This is a genomic window from Pseudomonas sp. R3-52-08 (assembly GCF_003851745.1).
Taxonomy (GTDB): domain Bacteria; phylum Pseudomonadota; class Gammaproteobacteria; order Pseudomonadales; family Pseudomonadaceae; genus Aquipseudomonas.
This window is the reverse complement of sequence record NZ_CP027730.1, coordinates 2,614,896-2,639,434: the sequence shown is the minus strand read 5'-3', so window position 1 is coordinate 2,639,434 and position 24,539 is coordinate 2,614,896. Positions and strand designations below refer to the sequence as shown.

General features: G+C 64.2%; 14 protein-coding genes. 7 read left to right on the top strand and 7 right to left on the bottom strand.

The annotated features are described in order from the left end of the window. Position 1: 1 nt before the first annotated feature. Complete coding sequence (locus tag C4J91_RS12185) at positions 2 to 14,038, bottom strand: non-ribosomal peptide synthase/polyketide synthase (RefSeq protein ID WP_124362547.1); 14,037 nt, start codon at positions 14,036 to 14,038, stop codon at positions 2 to 4. Positions 14,039 to 14,247: 209 nt separating this feature from the next. Between C4J91_RS12185 and C4J91_RS12180 the strand changes: the two genes are divergently transcribed. Both C4J91_RS12180 and C4J91_RS12175 read left to right on the top strand, forming a co-directional pair. Next, positions 14,248 to 14,499: a type II toxin-antitoxin system HicA family toxin gene (locus C4J91_RS12180; RefSeq protein WP_124362546.1), complete on the top strand. Its 252-nt coding sequence runs from the start codon at positions 14,248 to 14,250 to the stop codon at positions 14,497 to 14,499. Further along, positions 14,496 to 14,861, top strand: a complete 366-nt coding sequence (locus C4J91_RS12175; protein ID WP_124362545.1) for a type II toxin-antitoxin system HicB family antitoxin — start codon at positions 14,496 to 14,498, stop codon at positions 14,859 to 14,861. Before C4J91_RS12180 ends, C4J91_RS12175 begins: the two co-directional genes overlap by 4 nt. Here C4J91_RS12175 and C4J91_RS12170 read toward each other — a convergent pair. The 6 genes from C4J91_RS12170 to C4J91_RS27560 all read right to left on the bottom strand — a co-directional run bounded on the left by C4J91_RS12170 (position 14,828) and on the right by C4J91_RS27560 (position 20,211). Next, positions 14,828 to 16,033 carry an MFS transporter gene (locus tag C4J91_RS12170; protein ID WP_124362544.1) on the bottom strand — a complete coding sequence of 402 codons (1,206 nt, stop codon included), beginning with the start codon at positions 16,031 to 16,033 and terminating at the stop codon, positions 14,828 to 14,830. The genes C4J91_RS12175 and C4J91_RS12170 overlap by 34 nt on opposite strands. Before the next feature lie 39 nt (positions 16,034 to 16,072). Continuing rightward, entirely contained in the window at positions 16,073 to 17,428 is a 1,356-nt protein-coding gene (locus tag C4J91_RS12165) for an MATE family efflux transporter (protein WP_124362543.1), read from the bottom strand. Between the two features lie 162 nt (positions 17,429 to 17,590). Then, positions 17,591 to 17,917, bottom strand: coding sequence for a hypothetical protein (locus tag C4J91_RS12160; RefSeq protein ID WP_177412825.1), 327 nt, complete (start codon positions 17,915 to 17,917; stop codon positions 17,591 to 17,593). Beyond that, on the bottom strand, positions 17,914 to 18,894 hold the full coding sequence (locus C4J91_RS12155) for a hypothetical protein (RefSeq protein ID WP_124362542.1): 981 nt from the start codon (positions 18,892 to 18,894) through the stop codon (positions 17,914 to 17,916). Before C4J91_RS12155 ends, C4J91_RS12160 begins: the two co-directional genes overlap by 4 nt. A 242-nt stretch (positions 18,895 to 19,136) precedes the next feature. After that, positions 19,137 to 19,970 (bottom strand): IclR family transcriptional regulator, encoded by an 834-nt coding sequence (locus tag C4J91_RS12150; RefSeq protein WP_372238304.1) that lies wholly within the window; start codon positions 19,968 to 19,970, stop codon positions 19,137 to 19,139. 94 nt (positions 19,971 to 20,064) lie between these two features. After that, entirely contained in the window at positions 20,065 to 20,211 is a 147-nt protein-coding gene (locus C4J91_RS27560; RefSeq protein ID WP_164484534.1) for a hypothetical protein, read from the bottom strand. Between C4J91_RS27560 and C4J91_RS12145 the strand changes: the two genes are divergently transcribed. Genes C4J91_RS12145 through C4J91_RS12125 form a run of 5 tightly spaced genes read left to right on the top strand, consistent with a single transcriptional unit; the run spans position 20,210 to position 24,509 of the window. After that, on the top strand, positions 20,210 to 21,238 hold the full coding sequence (locus tag C4J91_RS12145; RefSeq protein ID WP_124362540.1) for an ABC transporter ATP-binding protein: 1,029 nt from the start codon (positions 20,210 to 20,212) through the stop codon (positions 21,236 to 21,238). The genes C4J91_RS27560 and C4J91_RS12145 overlap by 2 nt on opposite strands. Further along, positions 21,235 to 22,080 (top strand): ABC transporter permease, encoded by an 846-nt coding sequence (locus C4J91_RS12140; protein WP_124362539.1) that lies wholly within the window; start codon positions 21,235 to 21,237, stop codon positions 22,078 to 22,080. Before C4J91_RS12145 ends, C4J91_RS12140 begins: the two co-directional genes overlap by 4 nt. A 4-nt stretch (positions 22,081 to 22,084) precedes the next feature. Further along, positions 22,085 to 22,879, top strand: coding sequence for an ABC transporter permease (locus C4J91_RS12135; RefSeq protein ID WP_124362538.1), 795 nt, complete (start codon positions 22,085 to 22,087; stop codon positions 22,877 to 22,879). Further along, a complete protein-coding gene (locus tag C4J91_RS12130) occupies positions 22,879 to 23,169 on the top strand; it encodes a (2Fe-2S)-binding protein (protein WP_124362537.1) in 291 nt (96 codons plus the stop codon). Before C4J91_RS12135 ends, C4J91_RS12130 begins: the two co-directional genes overlap by 1 nt. Beyond that, on the top strand, positions 23,166 to 24,509 hold the full coding sequence (locus tag C4J91_RS12125; RefSeq protein ID WP_124362536.1) for an NAD(P)/FAD-dependent oxidoreductase: 1,344 nt from the start codon (positions 23,166 to 23,168) through the stop codon (positions 24,507 to 24,509). The genes C4J91_RS12130 and C4J91_RS12125 overlap by 4 nt, the downstream gene beginning before the upstream one ends. Positions 24,510 to 24,539 lie beyond the last annotated feature (30 nt).

Below are 24,539 nucleotides of genomic sequence, written 5' to 3'. Positions count from 1 at the left end.
TTCAAATCGCCTCTAGTTCGCTCAAAAAGTCACGAAGATCATCAAAGTCTTCCTCGCTGCCGGCGCGGAAGGTGGCTGCGGCCTGCACATAGGCACGCAGCGATTCGGTCTGGAACAGTTCCATCAGCGGTACGTCCAGGCCCAGCTCGGCCTGGACCCGCGAGGTGATCTGGATGGCCAGCAAGGAATGCCCGCCGACTTCGAAGAAGTTGTCGTTCAGGCCCACTTGCGCCAGGTGCAGCACGTCGGCCCAGATCGCGGCGATGTGCTGCTCCAGTTCGGTCTGCGGCGCCACGTAGCGTTGCTGCATTTGGCTGGCGTCCGGTAGCGGCAAGCCCTTGCGGTCGAGCTTGCCGTTGGGGGTCAACGGCATCTGCGCGAGGAACACGAAGTGCGCCGGCACCATGTAATCCGGCAGGCTGCTTTTCAGGGCGCGGCGCAGGCTGTCGCGGAATTCGGCTTGGTCAGCCAGGCTGGCATCGGCCGGTACTACGTAGGCCACCAACTGCTTGCCGGTCGGGCCGTTCTGGGCCACCACCACGGTCTCGCCGACGCTGTCCTGTTCACGCAAACGCGCTTCGATTTCGCCCAGTTCGATACGGAAGCCGCGGATTTTCACCTGGTGATCGACGCGACCGAGGTAGTCCACCACGCCATCCGCACGCCCACGGGTCAGGTCGCCGCTGCGATATACGCGGCTGCCGGGCTTGCCGAACGGGTCCGGCACGAATCGTTCGGCGGTCAACGCCGGACGCTCCAGGTAACCCCGCGCCACGCCCTCGCCGCCCAGGTACAGCTCGCCGGCCACGCCGATGGGTTGCAGGTTGAGTTGGCCGTCGAGCACGTAGCCGCTGCGGTTGCCGAGCAAGGTGCCGATGGGCGCGTATACCGCGCCGCACGGGTCGCCTTTGCGCGCCTTCCACAGCAGCGGCGTGACCACGGTTTCGGTGGGGCCGTAGCCGTTGAACAGATAAGTCGGTTTCAGTGCGCGCCAGGCCAGGTCATAGCTGGCCTGGGCCACCGCATCACCACCAAAACAGTACACGCGCACCGCCGGTGGGTTGCCGTCGCGCTCGGCATGTTCGGCCAGTTGTTGCAGGTACACCGGTGGGAACACCGCCATGGTCACGTTGTGACGGTGCATCTGCGCGTAGGTGTATTCCGGCAACCACAGGCTGTCGTCGCGGATCAGCACGCTGGCGCCGTTGATCAAGGGGTGCATCCAGCCTTCGTGGGCACCGTCGAAGGCGAACGACATGAAGTGCAGTTCGCAATCGGCGGGGCTGGTTTCATAGCGCTCGCCAGTGGCGATGATGTGCGCCACCAACGGCCCGTGGGACACCGCAACGCCCTTGGGCATGCCGGTGGAGCCGGAGGTGTAGATCACGTAGGCAAGGTTGTCGCCGTGCAGAACCACGTTCGGCGCGTTGTCGTTGAGGTGTGCCCATTGCTCGGTAGCGTCAATCGCCAAGGTCTCCAACCCTTGCGGTATCGGCAATTGCGCCAATGCCTGGGTATGGCTGAGCAGCAGTTGCGCCCGGCTGTCCTGCATCATGTACAGCAAGCGATCACGCGGGTATTCGATATCCAATGGCACGTACACGCCACCGGCCTTCAGCACGGCGAGGAAGGCCACCATGATCTCGGCGCTGCGCGGCATGGCGATGGCCACCCGCACTTCCGGGCCGACGCCACGGGCGATCAGCGCATGGGCCAGGCGGTTGGCCTGGGCGTCGAGCTCAGCGTAACTCAGGGTCTGCGCATCGAACTTCACCGCCACTGCATCCGGGGTTTGCCGCGCACGGTCAGCGACCAGCTCATGCACCAGGCGCTGGGCCGAGTAGCCGGCATCCGTGCAGTTCCACAGCTGCAGGATGTGCTGCTGCTCATGCTGATCCAGCAGGTGCAACTGGCCAATGGATTGATGTGGATCAGCGACCATTGCCTGCAGCAGGTTCTGCCAATGCGCCGCCATGCGCGCGATGGTGGCAGGCGCAAACAGGTCGGTGGCATAGCTCAGAGAGGCATGCACCGCCGTCGGGCTTTCTTCGACGTCCAGCGCCAGGTCGAACTGGGCCACGCCTTCGTCCCAACTCAGCACTTCAATGTGCAGGTCGGACAGCTGGTGCAACTGGCTTGCGGCGGACGTCACACGATGGTTGAACAGCACTTGGAACAGTGGGCTCAGGCTGAGACTGCGCTCCGGTTGCAACGCCTGCACCAGTTGTTCGAACGGCAGGTCCTGATGGGCCTGGGCGTCCAGGGAGCGCTGGCGCACCTGGCTCAACAACTGCTCGACGCTCATCTGCCCGTGCAGATCGGCCTTGAGCACTTGGGTGTTGACGAAGAAGCCGATCAAACCCTCGGTTTCCAGGCGGTTACGGTTGGCAACCGGGACGCCGACGCGCACGTCTTCCTGGCCGCTGTAGCGGTGCAACAGCGCCTGATAGGACGCCAGCAGCACCATCGGCAGCGTGACGCCGACGTTATGCGCCAAGGTGCGCAGGCCGTCCAGCAGCCCTGGCGCCAGCTCGATGCCCAGGCGTGCACCGCGATGGCTTGGCAGTGCCGGGCGCGGGTAGTCGAACGGCAGCTCCAGCACCGGCTGTTCGCCGCCCAGCTGCTCGCGCCAGTAAGTCAGTTGACGCGCCTGCTCGCCGGCCTCCATCCACTGGCGTTGCCACACGGCATAGTCGGCGTACTGGATCGGCAATGCCGGCAGGTTCGGCGTATGCCCCTGGCTGAACGCGGCGTACAGCTGCACCAATTCCTCGACCATCAGTTGCATCGACCAGCCATCGGAGACGATGTGGTGCTGCACCAGCACCAGCACATGGTCGACCTCAGCCAGGCGCAGCAACTTGACCCGCAACAGCGGCCCGCGCAGTAAATCGAAGGGGCGTGCGACCTCGGCCGCCACAGCGCCCTTGAGGTCGGCGTAGGCACAGGCGCCCCGGTCGATATCGATCAGGCCCAGCGCTTCGATGACTTGCACCGCGCCCGTGGCTTCCTGGCGCAGATGGGTGCGCAGGCTTTCATGGCGCGCCAGCAAGGTATCGAAGCTGCGTTGCAGCGCGGCCTGGTCCAGTGGGCCATGCAAGCGCAAGGCACTGGGGATGTGGTAGGCCGTGCTGTGCGGGTCCAGTTGCCACAGGAACCATTGGCGCTCCTGGGCGTAAGACAGCGGCAAGGGTTGCGTGCGGTCGGCCCTCTGCAGCGCCGGCGCGGTGACGCCCTCCTCGCCCAGTGCGCGCACAAAGTCGCCCAGCAGGGGTTGTTCGAACAGGGTCTTGAGCGCGACTTCCAGGGCCAAGGCCTGGCGCACCCGCGACACCACCCGCGTGGCCAGCAAGGAATGCCCGCCCAGTTCGAAAAAGTGATCGTCGAGACCAACCTGCGGCACGTCCAGCACCTCGGCCCAGATCGCCGCGACCTGTTGTTCGCGCGAGGTGACGGGGGCCAGATGGCCTTTACTCAGTTGGCTGGCATCCACCTTGGGCAAGGCCTTGCGGTCGAGCTTGCCGTTAGGGGTCAGGGGCAGACGGTCGAGGAACAGCAGGTGCGCCGGCACCATGTAGTCCGGCAGGCGCTCGCGCAACGCGGCTTTGTAGGCCTGTTGTTCGTCCGGTGCGGAGCTCACCAGGTAGGCGATCAAGCGGTCGTTGTCGGCCAGCACCACGGCTTCACGCACGCCCGGGTAGTCACGCAGGCAGGCTTCGATCTCACCCAGCTCGATACGGAAACCGCGCACCTTGACCTGATGATCGACCCGGCCGAGGTACTCGACCACGCCGTCTGCCCGGTAACGCGCCAGGTCGCCGGTGCGGTACAGGCGTGCGCCGGGCGCACCGAACGGGTCTGGCACAAAACGCTCGGCGGTGAGCGCAGGCTGGGCGTGATAACCACGCGCCAGGCCGACCCCGCCGATCAGCAGCTCACCGGCCGCGCCTTGCGGGCATGGCGTGAGCCCGGCATTGAGGATGAACAGCGAGGTGTTGGCGATGGGCCGCCCGACCAAAGGCTGCGCTTCGTGCAGCCGATGGGCCGACGACCAGATGGTGGTTTCGGTCGGCCCATAGAGGTTCCACACCGGACCTTGCAGAGCGAGCAGGCGCTGGGCCAGATCAGCCGGCAACGCTTCGCCGCCGCACAGGCACTGGACGCCGCGCAACAGCTGCGCGCGCGGGCTGTCGAGCAGCATGCGCCAGGTCGACGGCGTGGCCTGCAGCACCGTGGCCGCTTGGCTGTGGGCCAGGTCGAGAATGGCTTCCGGGTCGAGCGCCATGGCCTGCTCGCTCAGCAGCACTGTCGCGCCGACACTCAGCGGCACGTAGAGCTCCAGGGCGAAGATGTCGAACGAGAACGTGGTCAACGACAACAGGCGGGCATCAGCGCCGATGGACAAGCTGTCGGCCATGGCGCAGGTAAAACTGCACAGCGCCTGGTGCCGCACCATCACGCCTTTAGGCTTGCCGGTGGAGCCGGAGGTGTAGATCACGTAGGCCAGGTATTCCGGCGTGAGCGTAACCTGCGGGTTGTGTTCTGCTCCCGGTTCATCCTCGACCAGCAGCACCTGCAGGCCCTCGGGCTGGGCCAGCTGACCGTGCAACCGCGCCTGGGTCAGCAGCACCCGGGCGCCGCTGTCGTCGAGCATGAAGGCCAGGCGCTCGGCCGGGAACTGCGGGTCGAGCGGCACGTAGGCAGCGCCGGCCTTGAGGGTGGCCAACAGGCTGACCGCCATGTCCAGGGAGCGCTCCACATGCACCGCCACCAGCACGTCGGGGCCCACGCCTGCCGCAATCAAGCGATGCGCCAGGCGATTGGCCCGGCGGTTGAGTTCGGCGTAGCTCAGGTGGTCGCCATTGAAGCGCAGTGCGACGGCCTCCGGCTGGGCAAGGGCTTGGGCCTCGAACAACTGGTGCACGCACTGCTCGCTTGGATAGTCGAATGAGGTGTGGTTCCAGTCTTCAACCATCTGCTGCCATTGCGGCGCGCTGAGCATCGACAGGTCATCGAGCGCCTGGGACGCATCGCTCACCACTGCGTGCAACAGGTTGTGCCAATGCCCGGCCAGGCGTTCCAGGGTTGCAGCTTCGAACAGGTCGGTGGCGTACGTCAGCGACGCCCAGAGGCCATCGGCGGATTCTTCGGTTTCCAGGCTCAAATCGAACTGGGTGGTGTGCCCGGCCCAGTCCAGCGCCTGCAACGCCAGGCCCGGCAAGTGCACAGGGCCGGCGCGCAGGTTGTCCTGATGGTTGAACATCACCTGGAACAGCGGGTTGTGGCTGAGACTGCGCTCAGGCTGCAAGGCTTCGACCAGTTGCTCGAATGGCAGGTCCTGATGCGCCTGGGCCTCCAGGGCACGGCGCTTGACCTGGGCCAATAACTGTTCGAAAGGCATTTGCCCATGCAACTGCGCCTGCAGTACCTGGGTGTTGACGAAGAAACCGACCAGTCGCTCGGTTTCCAGGCGCGTACGGTTGGCGATCGGTACGCCGACGCGGATCTCGGATTGGCCGCTGTAGCGATGCAGCAAGGTCTGGAACGAGGCCAGCAGGAGCATGAACAAGGTCACGTCCTGACGCTGGGCCAACGCCTTGAGCTCGGCCACCAGCGCGCGGTCCAGATGGATCTGCCGGCGCGCGCCCCGATGGCTTTGCACCGCCGGACGCGGGTGGTCCAGGGGCAGCGCCAGCACCGGGTGCTCACTGCCCAGGCGCGCGCACCAGTAATCGAGCTGGCGCTGTGTTTCCCCGGCCGCCATCCAGTCACGTTGCCACTGGGCATAGTCGGCGTACTGGATCGGCAACGCCGGCAAGGCGTCGTCGCCCTGATAGAGCGCCACCAGCTCATCGACCATCACTTGCATCGACCAACCGTCGGAGATGATGTGGTGCTGGGTGATCACCAGCACATGATGCTCTGGCGCGACGTCGAGCACTTTAACCCGCATCAGCGGGCCGTTGCGCAGGTCGAACGGGCGCTGGATTTCCTCGGCCACCGCCTGTTCGATAGCCGCCACATCGACGCGCTGCTGCTCGATGGTCAGCGCCAGGTGCGGATGAATGACTTGCAAAGTGTGCTCGCCTTGCTCCACAAAGGTGGTGCGCAGCGGCTCATGGCGCTGTACCAGGGCCTGGAACGCCTGCTCCAGTGCGGCGCGGTCCAGTTGGCCGCGCAGGTGCAGGGCGACGGGTACGTGATAGGCCGCGCTGGCGGGGTCCAACTGCCAGAGGAACCATTGGCGTTCCTGGGCGAAGGACAACGCCAGCGGCCGGCCGCGTTCCAGCGCCAGCAACGGCTGCGCCGTGCTCATCTGCAACGCCGCGCAAGCGTCGGCAAATGCGCGCAGGGTCGGCTGTTCGAACAGCGCGCGCAGCGGCACTTCCAGCTTGAGCGCATGCCGCACCCGTGAGATCACCTGGGTGGCCAGCAACGAATGACCGCCGCGTTCAAAGAAGTGATCGTCCAGGCCGACGCGCTCAACCTGCAACACCGCTTGCCAGATCGCCGCGAGCTGGATTTGCAGCGGGCTGTGGGGCGCCACGTAGGCCGGGGCGTGCAGGTTCAGGTCCGGCGCCGGCAGTGCGCGGCGGTCGAGCTTGCCGTTGGTGTTCAAGGGCAACGCCTCGAGCACCACCCACTGCCCAGGCACCATGTAGTCCGGCAGCGACTGGCGCAAACGGCCCGCCAGTGCCTGTGTCTCCAGCACATGGCCCTCGGCGGCTACCACGTAGGCGACCAATTGCGTGCCCGTGGCGCTCGGCAGCGCATGTACCGCCGCTTCACGCACCTGCGGCAAGGCTTGCAGGCTGGCTTCGATTTCGCCCATTTCAATTCGCAAGCCGCGAATCTTCACCTGATGGTCGATACGCCCGACGTACTCCAGCGCACCCGCCTCGTTGTAACGGGCCAGGTCGCCGCTGCGGTAGAGCCGCGCACCGGGGACGGCGGCAAACGGGTCAGGCAGGAAGCGCTCGGCAGTCAGCGCCGGGCGGTCGAAATAGCCTTGGGCCAGGCCGGCCTCGGCACCAATGCACAACTCGCCCACGCCATCGGTCGTCTGCAGTTCGAAAGCGCTGTCGAGCACGTAGAGCGAGCGCCCTGCAATCGCGCGCCCAATCGGCACGCCGAACGCATCGCTGGCATCAGCCAACCGGCAATCGTGCACGCTGGACACCACCGTCGCCTCGGTCGGCCCGTACGTGTTGACCAGCCGCACACCGCCCAACCCGGCGGCATGCCAGGCGCGCAGGCCTTCCACGGACATGGCCTCACCGCCCACATGCACCTGGCGCAGCTTGCCCAAGGCGCGGCTGTACACGGCGCATTCCTTGGCCAGCAAGTACCAGTAGGCGGCGGGCAAGTCGGCCAGGGTCACGCCCTGTTCAACGATTTCTCGCGCCAGTTGCCCAGCGTCCCACAGTTCATCGCCGCGCATGATCAGCGCCGCGCCCACGCACAGCGGCGGGTAGCACTGCTCGACAAAGCCGTCGAAACTGAAGGTCGCAAATTGCAGCACGCGGTCCTGGCCGCTCAGTTGGCTGTACACCGCGGCGCTGTCGCAGAACTGGTCGAGAGCGGCATGGTCGATGGCCACGCCTTTGGGCTGGCCGGTGGAGCCGGAGGTGTAGATCACATAGGCCAGGTCTGCCGCCGCCGCGTGGTTGGGCGGATTGGTCGCAGGGTAGCTGGCCAATTCATCACCGCCGGCGCTGAAGTCGATGCGGCTCAGCCCTGCGGGCAATGGCAAGTCGGCCAGCAGGCCGGTTTCGCTGAGCAGCAGGTCGAGGCGGCTGTCCGCCAGCATGTAGGCCAGGCGCTCGGCCGGGTATTTCGGGTCCAGCGGCACATAGGCCGCGCCGCTCTTGAGCACCGCCAGCAGGCTGACGATCAACTGCGGGCCACGACGGGACGCCAGGCCCACGCGCTGACCGGGGCCGACGCCGCATTCCAGCAGGCGATGGGCCAGGCGGTTGGCGCGGGCGTTGAGTTGGGCATAGCTGAGGCGTTCGCTGCCAGCCTGCACCGCCAGTGCGTCCGGCGTGGCCTGGGCCTGGGCAGCGATGCGTTCATGGGCGCGGTGATGAGGCTGGGCGGCTGCGGGCAATCGGCTGAGGGCAAGCACGTCGCGCTGGGCGCTGGCGTCGAGCAGACGCAGGTTGCCCAGGGGGCCTTGCGCGTCTGCGAGAAATTGCGCGAGCAGGTACTGCAGGTTGTCGCTCAGGCGGATGACCTGGGCTTGGCTGAAGTGCGCCCGGTCGTAGCTGAATTCCAGGCGCAGGCTGGCACCCAGTTCGATGCCGAGGGTCAGTGGATAATGCGTGCGCTCATGGTTATGCAACGGCCCGAAGCTCAGCCCGGCCGGCGCCCCCTGCTTCAGGGCTTCGGCCACCGGGAAGTTTTCAAACACCAGCAAGGTGTCGAACAGCGCGGCGCCTGGTTGGCCAGCCCAGCCTTGGATGTCATAGAGCGGCACATGCTCGTGATCGCGAAGGCTGAGGTTCAGCGCTTGCAACTCACCAAGCCAGCTGATGGCCGATTGTGCCGGCGAGGCGGCGCCGATGATCGGCAAGCTGTTGATGAACAGACCCAACTGCTGTTCGATCCCCGGCAACGGCGCGGAACGCCCGGCCACGGTGGCGCCGAACGCCACGCACGCCTGGCCGGTGTAGCGTTGCAGCAGCAGGCTCCAGGCCCCTTGCAGCACGGTGTTGAGAGTGACTTTGTATTGGCGGGCGAACTCACTGAGGGTGTGGGTGAAGTCACAGCCCAGCACGACCTGATGGTCGGCAGTGCCCGCCCGCGCAACCGGCGTACGCAGCGCTTGGGCCAGCAGGGTCGGCGCCTGCAAAGGCGCCAACTGGGCTTTCCAGAACGCTTCGCCGTTGCCTTGCCGTTGCAGCCAGCCCAGGTAATCGCGAAATTGCCCGAGCGGTGCGGGCACCGTCTGGCCGGCGTAATGGGCAAGCACCTCGCCGAGCAACTGGGCGTTGCTCCAGCCATCCATGAGAATGTGGTGGCTGGTGAAAATCAGGTGCCAGGTCGGCCCCGCGCCGCGCACCAGCATCAGGCGAAACAGCGGCGCGGTATCGAGCGCGAAACCGCGTTCACGCTCGGCGTGGGCCAGGGCTTCGCAATCGGCACTCGGGTCTTCAATCACCTGCAGTTGCAGGTCGACCTGGCGCCGGATCACTTGATGGGCGCTGTCCAGGCCCAGCCAATGGAAGCTGCTGCGCAGGATGTCGTGCCGGTCCAGCGCGGCCTGCCAGGCGCGCCCGAACGCCAGCAGATCGAGGCCGTCGATGTCGACGCACAACTGGTTGATATAGGCCTGGGCCTCCGGCGCCAGCAGGGTGTGGAACAGCATGCCCTGCTGCATCGGCGACAGCGGGTACAGGTCGGCGATGGCCGGCCCGGCCACCGGCAATCCATCCAGTTGCGCCTGAGTGACCTGTGCCAGGGGGAAATCCGATGGCGTGACCTGCCTGGCCGGTGCGGCACAGCAATGGGCGATCACGGCCTTGAGCTCACAGGCAAAGTCGTCCGCCAGGCGCTGGATGGTCGCAGCCTCGTACATCTCGCGACTGAAGCCCCACTGCAGCGCCAATTCACCGCCATACACCTGCCCTTCCACCGTCAGCCAGTTGGCCAGCGGTGCCTCGGGGTCCTGGGCCTGGCCGCTGCCCTCGGCGGCCGGTACAAACAATGCCGATTCATCGAACTGGCGATCGAACTGACCCAGGTAGTTGAAAGTGATGCGTGGCACGGCCAGGCCGGCCAGGGCTTCGCGGGCTCCGGGCGCGCCGAGGTAGCGCAGCAGGCCATAGCCCAGGCCCTTGTCGGGGACTGCACGCAGTTGTTCCTTGACCGCCTTGATCGCGCCGGCCAACTCGCCGTCCGCTTGCAGGCGCAGCGGAAACAGGCTGGTGAACCAGCCGACGGTGCGCGTCAGGTCGATGCCGTCGAACAGGTCTTCGCGGCCATGCCCTTCCAGCTGGATCAGCGCGGCGGGCTGAGCGCTCCAACGGCTGACCACGCGCGCCAGGGCGGTGAGCAACAGGTCATTGACCTGGGTGCGATAGGCCGCCGGCGCCTCTTGCAGCAACTGGCGCGTGTGCTCGGCGTCGAGGCGCGTTTCCAGCTTGACGCCCAGGCGATGCTGCAGGCCGCCTTCAGGATGATCACACGGCAACTCGGCATCGACCGATTGCGCCTGCCAGTACGCCAGTTGGTGCTCGAGAACGTGCGCCCGCTCCTGCAGCCGGTGCGCCCAGTGCTGATAGGCGCTGGTCTTTGCCGGCAACCGCTGCTCGCGATACGCCTGTTGCAGGTCTTCCAGCAGAATGCGCCAGGACACGCCATCCACCACCAGGTGATGCACCACCAGCAGCAACCGCTGGGTGCCGTCGGCCATCTCGACCAGGGCGGCGCGCAGCAACGGGCCGTGCGCAAGGTCAAGGCTGCGCTGGGCCTTTTCACACAGCGCGGCCAATTCGGCGTCGGTGTCGGCCTGGGCCTGCCACAGCAGCGATGCATCGACCGCAGCGGCGTGGTGCTGTTGCCACCCTTCAGCCTGCGCCACGAAGCGCAGGCGCAGGGCATCGTGATGCCGGACCACTTGCATCACGGCCGCGTCGAGCCGAGCGGGCTGCAGTGGTTCACGCGGGGTCAGCAGCAACGACTGGTTCCAATGGTGACGCGCCGGGATGGCCTGGGCGAAAAAGCCCTGCTGCACCGGCGTGAGGATGACCTCACCGCTGACCGGCCCCTGATCGACTTCGCTCAGTTCGTCGACGCCCGCCACCAGCGCCAGGCTGCGCACACTCTGGTACTGGAACAGGTCGCGCGGACTGAGGCGGATACCGGCCTGGCGGGCCCGGCTGACCACCTGAATGGAGATGATCGAATCGCCGCCCAGCTCGAAAAAGTTGTCGTCCAGGCCGACAGCCTGAATGCCCAGCACGTCGCTCCAGATCGCGGCCAGGGCTTGTTGCACGGTATTTTCCGGAGCAGCAAAGGCCTGCTGCGCCGTGGCGTCCGGCAGTGGCAGCGCCTTGCGGTCGAGCTTGCCGTTGGCGGTCACCGGTAGTTTGGCAAGCGTGATGAAGTGGCTTGGCACCATGTATTCCGGCAGGCTGCCAAGCAGCCAGGCCTGGAGGTCGGTCGGTGCGTCGCGTTCAAGCACCAGATAAGCCACCAACTGCTTGCCGCCGTGTACCACTACCACCGCTTCGCGCACCGTTGGGTGCTGCATCAGGCGCGCTTCGATCTCACCCAGTTCGATGCGCAAGCCGCGCAGCTTGACCTGATGGTCGAGGCGGCCAAGGTATTCGATCACCCCATCGCCGCGCTGGCGCACACGGTCACCGGTACGATACAGGCGCTCGCCGGCCACGAACGGGCTTGGCACAAAGCGCTCGGCCGTCAGCCCCGGGCGGCGATGGTAACTGCGCGCCAGGCCGGTGCCGCCGAGGTACAGCTCGCCCGAGACGCCAGCCGCAACCGGATTGAGCTGGGCATCCAGCACGTAGGTGCCGAGGTTGGCGATCGGCCGGCCGATGGGCACGCTGTCGGCGCCTTCGTCGATGCAGGTCCAGTGGGTGACGTCGATCGCCGCTTCGGTCGGGCCGTAAAGGTTGTACAAGGCCGTATTCGCCAGCTTGGCAAACACGTGGCGTTGCGCGTCCAATGGCAAGGCTTCGCCACTGCAGACAATGCGCTTGAGGCTGGCGCAGGCCTCCACGCCGGGCTCATGGATAAACGCCTGCAACATTGACGGCACGAAGTGCACGGTGGTGATGGCGTGCCGGCCGATGGTCTCGATCAGGCGGGCCGGTTCACGGTGTTCGCCCGGCGCGGCAACCACCAGGCGCGCGCCCGTCATCAGCGGCCAGAAAAACTCCCACACGGAAACGTCGAAGCTGAACGGGGTTTTCTGCAGCACCGCGTCACCGCCATCGAGCGCATAGGCCTGCTGCATCCAGCACAGGCGATTGACCAGTGCGCGGTGGCTGTTACCGGCGCCCTTGGGTTTCCCGGTGGAACCCGAGGTGTAGATCACGTAGGCCAGGTTCAGCCCATGCAGGCTGACGTTCGGGGCTGCGGTGCTGTAGCCGTCGAGCCAGTTCGCCGGCAGATCCAGGGCAATCACTTGGAGGCCTGCGGTCGGCAGCCGTGCCAGCAGGCCTTGCTGGCTGAGCAGCAGCCATATGCCGCTGTCGTCGATCATGTACGCCAGGCGCTCCTCGGGGTATTCCGGGTCCAGCGGGACATAGGCGCCGCCCGCCTTGAGGATTGCCAGCAGGCCCACGACCATTTCAATGGAACGCTCGACACAAATTCCCACCAGCACGTCCGGGCCGACGCCTTGCTCGCGCAATGCATGGGCCAACCGGTTGGCGCGCGCGTCAAGCTGGGCGTAGGTCAGGGTCAGCTCACCGAACACCAGCGCTGGCGCGTCAGGCGTGCGTTGCGCCTGGTCTTCAATCAAATGATGGATCGCGCGTTCGGTCGGGTACGGCGTGGCCGTGTGGTTCCAGGTCTTGACCAGCAGTTGTAGCTCGTCGGCGTCCAGCATCGGCAGCTCACCGATGCGCTGTTCAGCGTCCGCCACCATCGCCTGCAACAGGCGGGTCCAATGGCGCGCCATGCGCTGGATGGAGGCCGCGTCGAACAGGTCGTTGGCGTAGGTCAGCGCGGCATGCAAGGTGCCGGATTTTTCATAGGTGTCGAGGGTAAGGTCGAACTGGGTGGTGCGGCCCTGCCATTCCACCAGGGCCAGTTCCAGGCCGGAGGCGGTGCTGACGGAGGCGATATCCGCCACCACCGGTTGATGGTTGTACATCACCTGGAACAGCGGCGTATGGCTGAGGCTACGCTCGACGTTCAAGGCGTCGACCAAGCGTTCGAACGGCAATTCCTGATGGGCCTGGGCGCCCAGGGCATGCTCCTTGATGCCTTGCAGCAATTCGGCAATGCGGGTTTGGCCGGTCAGCTCGGTGCGCAGTACCTGGGTGTTGACGAAGAAGCCGATCAAGCCTTCGACTTCAGTGCGGTTGCGGTTGGCGATGGGCACGCCGACACGAATGTCGCCCTGCCCCGTATAACGATGCAACAACACGTTGAAGGCGCCGAGCAACAGCATGAACAAGGTGACGTTGTGCTTTTGCGCGCACACGCGCAGTTGCGTGGCCAGCGCCGGGTCGATCTCGAAGGCATGGCGAGTGCCCTGGTAACTTGGCATGGCCGGCCGTGGACGGTCGGTCGGCAGCTCCAGAACCGGATGTTCATCGCCCAGGCGCGCCTGCCAATACGCCAACTGGCGCGCCTGTTCGCCGGCCTCCAGCCAGCGGCGCTGCCACAGGGCGTAGTCACTGTACTGGATCGCCAGCGCCGGCAATTGTGGCGCCTCGTTGCGCTCGTGGGCGTCATAGCAACGGATGAACTCGTCGATCAACACATTCATCGACCAACCGTCGGAGACGATGTGGTGCAAGGTCAGCAGCAGCACGTGCTCGTGTTCGTCGAGCCTGAGCAGCTGCACGCGCAGCAGCGGGCCATGCTCGAGGTCGAATGGCAGTAGTGACTGACGCGTCGCTGCTGCGTTGACCGCCTGCTCACGCTCAACGGGCGCCAGGGTGCTCAAGTCCAGGTGCTCGATGGCCAACGACGGCTCGATTGAAACCTGCGCCAGACGTTCATCCGTTTGACGCTGGAACACCGTGCGCAAGGTTTCGTGACGCGCCACCAGGCTGGCGAACGCTTGTTCCAGGGCGTCGAGGCTGAGCGCACCTTTCAAGCGTACGGCGCCGGGCAGGTTGTAGGCGCCGCTGGCCGGATCCAACTGCCAGAGAAACCACATGCGTTGCTGCGCGTAGGACAGCGCCTGGCGATCCTCGGCCTCCACCCCCGCCGGAATCGGAAACCGGGAAAAATCCACGCCTTCTTTCTGCAAGGCCTGCAGGAACACTTGGCGTTTTTCCAGGGGCAACCCGATAAACCGGCGAGCAAGTTTCAAGGAGTCTTCAGCATTCATTTGTTGGAGTCCGGAGCAATAGGCAGGAAGCACAAAGGCACGTCGTCCCTATAAAACGAACCGCGGAGGGAAAAATTAGCGAGGAATGGGGAGCTGCAAGCGAGGTGTCATCACGGGTTACATCAATCTCGGGAAAGACGCATCAGACCGAGCTAGCATTGACGTACACCACTTTTTGCAACTACATTTAGTTACACGCAGGGAACGCCGTGTCCAAAAATGAAAAGCTGCTCGCCAAACTGCTCAATGAGCACATGGCATTCACCTGGTCTGAGCTCGTAACGCTGTTGCGCCGACTGGGCTACATACAGATTGAAGGGGCTGGAAGCCGGGTCAAATTCGACATTGGCGACCCCAGTGCAATGATCACCTTGCACAAGCCGCACCCTGGCAACGAACTGAAACACTACATTCGGCGCCAAATCATCGAACAATTGAAATCAGGAGAACTGATTCAGTGAACAACCAACTGAAACACAAAGGCTACATCGGCTCCATCGAAGCCAGCCTCGAGGACAACTGCCTGTTCGGCAAAATCCTGTTCATCAAGGCCCTGGTGAGCTACGAAGGCAAGACTGTCGCAGAGTTGGACGCGGCCTTCCAAGAGGCGGTGGACGATTACCTCGCCACCTGCCAGTCGCTCGGGCAAACTCCTGAAAAGCCATGCAAGGGCTCGTTCAACGTACGCGTCGGCCATGACCTGCATCTGGCGGCAGCGTTGGCGGCGAACCGCAAGAAAGTGACGTTGAACGACCTGACACGCCAGGCGTTGGATGAGTTTCTACACCATCATTTCCCGCAGCCTTGCGCGGCGACCGGCTGACTGCCTAACCGCCGATACCCCAGCACCGCCGAACCCAACACGACCACCCCCGCCGCCAGTGCTACCCAGAACCCGCTGGCGGCGCCAAAGTGGTCAATCATCCAGCCGGAGCTGGCGGCGCCGATGGCCACGCCGATGCTCAGGCCGGTGATCAGCCAGGTCATGCCTTCGGTGAGGCGGCTGGGTGGGACGACTTGCTCCACCAGCGCCATGGACACGATCAGGGTCGGGGCGAAGAACAGACCGGAGATAAAGATCGCCACGGCCAGCCCCGGAATATCAGTCACCAACAGTAATGGCAACGTGGTCACGGCCGTAGCTACGCCGCAGTACAGAAACTGCCGGGGCAGCGGCGCCTTGAGCTTGAGCATGCCGAAGGCCAAGCCTGCCAGGCAGGAACCGATGGCGTAAACCGACAACACAATACTGGCTGCCGTCGGGTGGCCCGCCTGCTGGGCGAACGCGACGCTGACCACATCCACCACACCGACGATCACACCCATGGCGAGCAGCAAGGTCATCAGGATCAGCACCGACGGCGAGGCGATCAACCAGCGCCCGTGATGATCGTGACGTGCATGCACCGGCGGTTCAGTGGTGCGTTGCAATACGAAAGTGGTCACGCCCACCGCCAGCAATACGGCCGCCACCAAAGGCCCGGCCTCGGGGAACAGCACCACACTGAGGCCGACGGAAATGGGCGGGCCGATGATGAAGCACACTTCATCGAGTACCGACTCCAGGGCAAAGGCGGTGTGCAGCTTGGGCTGGCCACGGTACAGCTCGGTCCAGCGCGCCCGCACCATCGCCGACATATTGGGCATGCAGCCGGCCAATGCGGCGAACAGGAACAACGTCCAGCCTGGCGCCTGCAAACGCGTGCACAGCAACACCATCAACAACGCGCCGCCACCGATCGACGCGGCAATGGGCAGCACCCTGCCCTGGCTGTAGCGGTCCACCAGGCGTGACACCTGCGGTGCGCAAAACGCGGTGGCCAACGCGAATACCGCCGCCACCGAACCCGCCAGGCCGTAACCGCCATGCACCTGCGAGAGCATGGTAATCAGGCCAATCCCGGTCATGGAGATCGGCATGCGTGCCAGCATTCCCGCCAGCACAAAAGCGCGAGCGCCTGGCACCTGGAACAGCTCGGCGTAAGGGTTAGCCATCGATAAAGCGCCTTCTCTGCTTGGGTGGGCAACCTTTTATCACAGCAGCCGCTTGATCTGCTTATGCCGCCATACCAGGCGGTAATACGCGGTCTGCAGCACCAGCATCGCCAGGTAAGTCACCGGAAACGCCATCCACACGCCTTCGAGGCCAAAATGCGCATTGAACAGGTAGGCCACCGGCAACTCCACGCACAGCACACAGAAAATCGAGATGGCGACCGGTATCAACACCACACCGCTGGCGCGCATGATCCCGCCGATCACGGCCTGGAAGCCGAACACCAGGATGCTCCACAACATGATGTGCAACAGGTGCTCAGCGTTGACGCGGGCAGCGGCGTCGGTGATGAACAGCCCCAGCAACCAATGCGATAGCCCGTAGCCGAGCACGATCAGGCCACCGGTAAGGGCGGTGTTGATCAACAGCCCGGTGCGCAGGATCGGCCCGATGCGCTCCAGGCGCCCGGCGCCAATCGCCTGGGCCCCCAGGATCGAGGCGGTGATAGCAATCGACAGCGCCGGAAACTGCACGTAGTTGACGATCTGCGTCACCGCGCCGTACGCCGCCGTCGCCTGGGAACCGTGGCCGTTGACCAGCGCCAGGATGACCAGTTCCGACAACGACAGCACCACCATCTGCAGGCCTGTCGGCAGGCCGATGCGCAGGACCTTGCCGAGGATCACCCGGTCCAGGCGCAAGGCGGCGAGCATGTCGCGATCCGGCGCCATCACCGAGTTTTTGTGGCGCAGGCGCAGGATCAGAAACAGCATTGCCAAGGCATTCCCCGCCAGCCCCGCGTACGCCGCACTCTGGATGCCCATGGGCGGCAGGCCGATCCAGCCGCGAATCAGCGCTGGCGTCAGCAACAAGCCCACCAGGGTCGACACCATCAAGGCCAACAAAGGTGAAACGGTATCGCTGACACCGCGCAGCAGCTGGGTATAAAGAATGAATACCAGCAACAGCGGCATGATCAGCATCATCACCTGGGCGTAGCCCACTGCATCGTCAAGCACATCGACAGGGGTTCCCAACGCCTGCAACGCCGGGCGGGCCAACAGGCTGCCAAGCAGGGCGGCAACCAGGCCCACCAGCGCGCCGAGGGTCAGCGTGGCGCCGGTGATCACCTTGACCATTCCCGTCTCCCGGGCGCCCCAGGCCTGGCCGATCAACACCGAGGCGCCAGCCCCCAGGCCAATCACCAGGGCAATGAAGAAAAACACGATGGGAAACATGCCCGATACCGCCGCCAGCGCGTGGGTACCCAGCATCTGCCCGACATAGATACCGTTGAGCGTGCCGGAAAAGCTTTGCAGAAAGTTGGACAGCACCATCGGTGCCAGAAAAAACAGATAGACCTGCCACAGCGGTCGTTGTTGGATGACTTCCATGATGATTCGGGGCCCTGGGTCTCGGTGGTGTCGTCAATCGCTTGAGTCTATTGGCGCTGAACCGCGAATGCTACGCCGAGATGACGATCCCACTGCACAAGCCTCAAGCACCGACGGCTGCTACCTGAGTCACCGGAAGCAGCCGTTGGCGCTCAGTCGATACTAGCCACCCGCAGCCACGGAGTAATTACCCACAGATGCGCTGGCGTCAGGCTTGGCGCGCTCTGGGGAGGACTCTTTCTTGATCATATGGTCGATGTTAACCATGTCGAAACGTTTATCTTCAGCGCCTGGCGTACCGTCTTCCCGAACGCCGATATCCAACTCGCGCAATAATCCCGGACGATTGAGCAACTCCAAGGCCACTTCGCGCGCTTGCGGGCTGAACGTTCGGTCGGACGGAATAAGACCCGCCGCCTCTTTCAACTCATTGACATTGACATAATCATCAGTCCCACCGGCGGTAAACTGCCTGAAATTATCTTTCACGGCCTGCAGAAGTTCGGCGTTGCTATTTGTGCGGTACTCACTCGCTGCATCGCCCAGATCCTGCCGGCAATACTGCCGTCAAGTGTGCCAGTGCGGCCTTGATCAAGGGTCTTGAACAGTTGGCCCCGCTCCAGCAGCTCCTGCGCGATAGCGGCATCCGCCGCGCTGATAGGCCGACCATCCAGAGCGTATCCCGACGCTGCAGCACTCAGTGACGCGTCAGTGATCGTCCCCGTTGAGGGGTCTTGCAGGTTGCTGAAATGGGAGAGCACTTTGGCCGATAAGGCTTCGTTACTGTCATTCGCATACGGTCGCTGCCCTGTCGTCGTGGGGTTCCACTGCTGACTGACTGGCATCCCCGCATAGAACGGCTGCTGCGCCCCGAACGCTCGTGGTGCAGGTGGCGACGCGTCCCAGCCTTCCATGCCGCGCGGCACATTGGAGAAAGGCCGTTCGCAGAACGCAGGAGCAAACTGCTGGTTGACTCTCTGTTGCTGCATCGCGCTGGTATAGCGCGCCCCAAACTCCCCTGTTGGCCGTTGCATCGCGCCGTTATAACCCGGTGACCGATAGCCACATGCGCCTTGCTGAGCTAACTGGTTGATGGCTAGCTCCACATCCTCTTGGTTGATCAGCCCGTCTTCCTGCCCGCCGTTCTGAACGCCATCAAAGAGGCGTGGGAGGTCGCCCCTGCCCAATATATCCCTGGCAAGCAACGTCATCTGATCATGGTAACCACCGTCTACCAGTGGACGATTGGCAAAGTCAATAAGCGAGTCTCGCGTAACGAAAGCAGCTCCAGACGAGAAGTATTCAAAATTGCGTAGCAGCGACTCTGCGACTGCCGAATTGGAATAAATGCTGGTCATGTTGCTCGGCATGTTCGCAGTAGCCTTGCGCTCATAGTCGGCAGGGGTATATCCGAAGCTCTGTGCGGGTGGAGGCGAATAGAGCGGCTGGTTGAAGTTAGGATTCATTGCAACACCTCATGTCTTGGACGTAACAACTGCTTAACCAGGCCAGTAAGCCCTCGATTCAGCTACCTCTTGGTGGCAACCGAAAACAGTGCAGTTCCAAATAAACATGCAGTTACACGCAAGGAATTTACCGTCGCCCGCAAAGTAAAAGCCTGTGCAACGATGCGAAAAAGAATGGCATTTGCGTAGGACCGATCTGAAAAGCCCCGCTCTCTCATATACGCTTTCGCATCAGAAATGGACTACCCACCAAACGCCTGCGAAGGCCGGCGCAACGTCGGATCAAACGGATTGATCCGTGGCCCGATCGCCGCCGCCTCTCGCTTCAACAATTCCACCACCATCGGCAAACGGCTCGGCCCCAGGCGATCGCTGATGGTCGCTACGCTCAACGCCGCCACCGCATGCCCGTCACGGTTAAGAATGGGCACCGCCAGCCCAGCCATACCTTCGAGCACGCCCGTGTTACGCGCGGCATACCCCAGGCTGCGCACATTCTCGACCTCCGAACGCAACAGCACCTCGTCGTACACATGGAAATCCCTGAGCCGTGGCAGGTTGTAGCGGATTACCGTTTCGCGCTCTTCCTCGGGCAGGAATGCCAGGATCGCCAGGCTGCCCTGCCCCACGCCTAGCGCCACGCGCCCACCGATATCGCCGGTGAAGGTACGGATCGGGTACGGGCCTTCGCTGCGGTCCAGGCAGATTGCGTCGAAGCCACTGCGGGCCAGCAGGAACAACGAATCGCCCAGCGACGCACTCAAGCGCAACAGGCTTGGCCGTACCAGGTCGCGCAGGTTGCCGGTTTTGCCGGCATTCGCCGCCAGGGCAAAGAACTCCAGGCTCAGGCGGTAGCGCTTGCTGCGCGCGTCCTGCTCGACCATGCCTTCGTCCATCAGGCTGCGCAGGAGGCGGTGGGTGGTCGGTTGCGAGAGGCCGACCTGCTGCGCAAGCTGGGTCACGCGTTCACCGCCTTCCGGCACTTCACCCAGGATGCGCAGCAGTGCAAACAGGCGAGAGACGCCGCCTGAGCCAACTTCCCTAGCATCTTCATTCCGCTCAGTGGAATTATTCACGCCTTGTCTCCAATTAAATTCTGATGAATGAATAAAATAGAAAATAATCATCCATTCAGTGAAATACCGTCTTCCGTCCACTCTAGTCTTCGTCCTAATCTGCGTCCACAGGGGCGAAACGAACAACAACCGGCAGCCGACCGAAGATCGAGCGCCAGCGCACCCGCAACTGTTCTTTCGCATCTGCCCAAAACAAAAAAAGCGCGTTTCGACGCGACTCAAACAGGTGGAACGCAGACATGGCATTTCTCCAACTTCGCGCCTTGAGCAAACGCTACGGCGCCGTCGATGCGGTAGTCGCCACCGACCTTGCGGTGGAAAAAGGCGAATTCGTTTCCCTGCTCGGCCCCTCGGGTTGCGGCAAAACCACCACCTTGCAGATGATCGCCGGCTTCGTCGATGTGAGCGGCGGGCAGATCCTGCTCGACGGTCGCGACATCACCCATGCCAAGCCCGCCAGCCGGGGCCTGGGCGTAGTGTTCCAGAGCTATGCGCTGTTCCCGCACATGACGGTGCGCGACAACGTCGCCTTCGGCCTGAAGATGCGCAAGGTGCCCGCCGGCGAGATCGCCGCCAAGGTCAAGACCGTGCTGGAGCTGGTGCGCCTGGCCCCCCATGCCGAACGCTACCCCCGGGAGCTGTCCGGCGGCCAACGCCAGCGCGTGGCCCTGGCCCGCGCGCTGGTGATCGAGCCGCCGGTGCTGCTGCTGGATGAGCCGCTGTCCAACCTCGACGCCAACCTGCGCGAAGAAATGCAGTTCGAAATCCGCCGTATTCAATGCGCGGTGGGCATCACCACCTTGATGGTCACCCACGATCAGGCCGAGGCGCTATCGATCAGCGACCGCGTGGTGGTGATGCAGGCCGGGCGCGTGACCCAGATCGACGCGCCCTACCGGTTGTACGAGCACCCGCGCACACGGTTTATCTCGGACTTCGTCGGCAAGGCCAATCTGCTCGCCGGCGACTACGATGCCCTGGGCATCCCGCAGGTGCGTCATACAAGCGGCGCTGGCGCGCTGACCCTGAGCCTGCGCCCGGAGAAAATCCAACTGCTGGACGCGGGCTCGGGTCGCTTGCAGGGCAAGGTGCTGGACCGTTACTTCTTCGGCAGCCAGTGGCTGTACCGTATCCATACCGACCTTGGCGAAATCACCGTGGTACGCAGCAACGACGGCAGCGCGCCGCTGGGCAACGGCGCGGCAGTGGGCCTGGATTGGCAGGCGGATCTGTTGCGGGTCTTGGCGCCGGACGAGGTGCAGCCATGAGCCGGGGCTACTTGCTGTCCCTGCCGGCGCTGGTGCTGTTTGCCGGGCTGTTGGTGCTGCCGCTGGGCCTGACGCTGGTGCTGTCGTTCAACGTGTTCGATTACCAGGTAGGCGTGAAGGCCGATGAGTGGACCTTCGCCCATTACCTGTCGCTGTTCAGTGATGCCTACTTTTACGAGATCTTCTGGCGCACCTTCTGGATCAGTGCGCTGGTGACCCTGCTGTGCGTGGTGATCGGCGTACCGGAGGCCTATATCCTCAGCCGCATGGGCACGCCATGGCGCTCGATTTTCCTGATCCTGATCCTCACGCCGTTGCTGATTTCGGTGGTGGTGCGCGCCTTTGGCTGGAGCCTGCTGCTCGGCGCCGACGGGCTGGTCAACCAAGTGATCCAGATGCTCGGCGGCCGCCCGGTGAAGCTGCTGTACACACCGTTCGCGGTGATCATCGCGCTGGTGCATGTGATGCTGCCGTTCATGATCATCCCGGTCTGGACCTCGTTGCAGAAGCTCGACCCGTCGGCTGAACAGGCCGCATTGTCGCTGGGGGCCAGCCAGGCCACGGTGATGCGCAAGATCGTCTTGCCCCAAGTGATGCCCGGCGTACTGTCCGGCACCCTGATTGTGTTCGGCCTGGCCGCCAGTTCGTTCGCCATCCCCGGCCTGCTCGGCGGGCGCCGCCTGAAAATGGTCGCCACGGTGGTGTACGACCAATACCTCTCGGAACTCAACTGGCCCATGGGCGCGACCATCGCCGTGGTGCTGCTGTTGGTCAATCTGCTGATCATGCTGAGCTGGAACCGCATGGTCGAAGGCCGCTACAAAAAGTCCCTGGGGGTTTGAGCGCATGTCTAGAAACGGTCCTTTGGCCCTCGGTTTCCACGCCCTGGTGGTGGTGTTCATGCTGGCACCGCTGGTGGTGGTGTGCCTGGTGGCCTTCACCCCGGAAAACACCTTGAGCCTGCCCACGTCGGGCTTCTCCCTGCGCTGGTTTCGCGCGGTGTTCGAGCGCGCCGACTTTATCCAGGCGTTCTATAACAGCCTGATCCTGGCGTTTACCGCCGCGACGCTGGCCACGCTGATTGCGGTGCCGGCAGCCTTGGCGATCAGCCGTTATTCGTTCCCAGGACGGGATTTTTTCAGTGCGCTGTTTCTGTCGCCGATCATCATCCCGCACCTGGTCCTGGGCGTCGCCATGTTGCGCCTGTTTGCGCTGATGGGCGTGAATGGCAGCTTCACCTGGCTGATGCTCGCGCATGTGGTGATCATCACGCCCTATGTGCTGCGCCTGGTGCTGGCGGCCGCCATCGGTATCGACCGCAGTGCCGAACAGGCCGCCGAATCCCTCGGTGCCGGCCGCTTTACGCTGTTTCGCCAGATCACGCTGCCGATGATTCTGCCCGGCGTGGCCGGTGGCTGGCTGTTGGCGTTCATCAACAGTTTCGATGAGGTGACCCTGTCGATATTCGTCAGCTCACCGGCCACGCAAACCCTGCCGGTGCGCATGTACGTGTACGCCACCGAGTCCATCGACCCGATGATGGCGGCGGTCTCGGCGCTGGTGATCGCGCTGACGGCGGCAACCATGATTCTGCTCGACCGGGTGTACGGCCTGGACCGCGTGCTGGTGGGGAAACACTGATGGCCCTGTTCAAGCGACTCACTGAAACCCAGCGCCCTGCCCTGGCATTCACCCTGGACGGCCAACCGGCCGCTGGCCTGCTCGGCGACACCCTGCTGACGGCCATTCTGACCTGCGCCGAGCACCTGCGCGGCAGCGATTTCAGCGCGGAGCGCCGTGCCGGTTTCTGCCTGATGGGCGCCTGCCAGGACTGCTGGGTGCGCCTTGCAGACGGGCGCCGCGTACGCGCCTGTTCGACGTTACTGGAAGAGGGCCAGGCGATCAGCCGTGAACCGGGGCGCCACGCATGAAACCGATTGTGATTGTGGGCGCAGGCCCGGCCGGCATCACGGCGGCGCGAACCTTGCTCGAACATGGCATCAAGCCGTGCCTGATCGATGAAAGCCTGCGCGGCGGCGGGCAGGTCTATCGGCGCCAACCGGTGAACTTCCAACGCTCGGCCAAGCAGCTTTACGGCTTCGAAGCGGGTAAGGCCCAGGCCGTGCATCGCACCCTGGACGAGCTGGCACCGCTGATCGACTATCGCCCCGACACCCTGGTGTGGAATGCCGAAGACACATGCCTGGACACGCTCACAGAGGGCCGTGCCGAGCGCGTCGAGTACTCGCGGATCATCGTCGCCACCGGGGCCACCGACCGTATCCTGCCGGTGCCAGGCTGGACCTTGCCCGGCGTCTACAGCCTGGGCGCCGCACAGATTGCATTGAAATATCAGGGCTGCGCCATTGGCGAGCGCGTCGCGTTCTGTGGTTCGGGGCCCTTGCTGTATTTAGTGGCTTACCAATATGCCAAGGCCGGCGCCCAGGTGGTGGCGGTACTCGACAGCGCGCCGTTGCGCGCCCAATGCCGTGCGCTGCCGGCGCTGCTCGGGCAGCCGCTGACCCTGGCCAAGGGCGTGTACTACCGCGCCTGGCTGACCGCCCACGGGGTTGCCGTGCATCAGGGCGCCACCCTGCGACAGATTGACGGCGAACAGCGGGTCAGCGGTATTCGCTGGGGCGAACAGCGCCTGGCGTGCGACGCCGTGGCCTTCGCCCACGCGCTGCGCAGTGAGACGCAACTGGCAGACCTGCTCGGTTGCGCGTTTGCCTGGAACCGCCTGAACCGGGCCTGGTTGCCGCGCCGCGACAGCGCCGGGCGCAGCAGCGTGGCGCAGGTTTACCTGGCGGGCGACGGTGCCGGCATCATGGGCGCCGACGCGGCGCAATTGGCCGGTGAGCGTGCAGCGCTGGCCGTACTGGAAGATATCGGCAAGGGGGTCGATCAGCGTCGCATCACCCGGCTGGAACAGCAGCTGGCGCGCATCCAGCGCTTTCGCCAGGGCCTGGAAACCGCGTTTCCCTTCCCTGAACAATGGGCCGCGCAGGCCCCGGATGCGTTGACCCTGTGCCGCTGCGAAGAAGTCAGTGTGGGCGAGGTGCGCGCTGTGGTGGATGAAGGCCACTGGGAGATCAACCGGGTCAAGGCCCATTGCCGTGTTGGCATGGGCCGCTGCCAGGGGCGCATGTGCGGGCTGGCGGCGGCGGAGATCGTCGCCGAGCGCAGCGGACGGAGCATTGAACAGGTCGGGCGCCTGCGTGCCCAGGCGCCGATCAAGCCGCTGCCGTTCGGCGTGCAGGTGCAGCCGTGATCGACGTTATTGTGTTGGGCGGCGGGATTG

Excerpts from the sequence above, each read along its gene's own strand:
- C4J91_RS12185 (WP_124362547.1), bottom strand. The coding sequence starts at position 14,038 with ATGAATGCTGAAGACTCCTTGAAACTTGCTCGCCGGTTTATCGGGTTG.
- C4J91_RS12170 (WP_124362544.1), bottom strand. The coding sequence starts at position 16,033 with ATGGCTAACCCTTACGCCGAGCTGTTCCAGGTGCCAGGCGCTCGCGCT.
- C4J91_RS12165 (WP_124362543.1), bottom strand. The coding sequence starts at position 17,428 with ATGGAAGTCATCCAACAACGACCGCTGTGGCAGGTCTATCTGTTTTTT.
- C4J91_RS12155 (WP_124362542.1), bottom strand. The coding sequence starts at position 18,894 with ATGAATCCTAACTTCAACCAGCCGCTCTATTCGCCTCCACCCGCACAG.
- C4J91_RS12145 (WP_124362540.1), top strand. The coding sequence starts at position 20,210 with ATGGCATTTCTCCAACTTCGCGCCTTGAGCAAACGCTACGGCGCCGTC.
- C4J91_RS27560 (WP_164484534.1), bottom strand. The coding sequence starts at position 20,211 with ATGTCTGCGTTCCACCTGTTTGAGTCGCGTCGAAACGCGCTTTTTTTG.
- C4J91_RS12140 (WP_124362539.1), top strand. The coding sequence starts at position 21,235 with ATGAGCCGGGGCTACTTGCTGTCCCTGCCGGCGCTGGTGCTGTTTGCC.
- C4J91_RS12135 (WP_124362538.1), top strand. The coding sequence starts at position 22,085 with ATGTCTAGAAACGGTCCTTTGGCCCTCGGTTTCCACGCCCTGGTGGTG.
- C4J91_RS12130 (WP_124362537.1), top strand. The coding sequence starts at position 22,879 with ATGGCCCTGTTCAAGCGACTCACTGAAACCCAGCGCCCTGCCCTGGCA.
- C4J91_RS12125 (WP_124362536.1), top strand. The coding sequence starts at position 23,166 with ATGAAACCGATTGTGATTGTGGGCGCAGGCCCGGCCGGCATCACGGCG.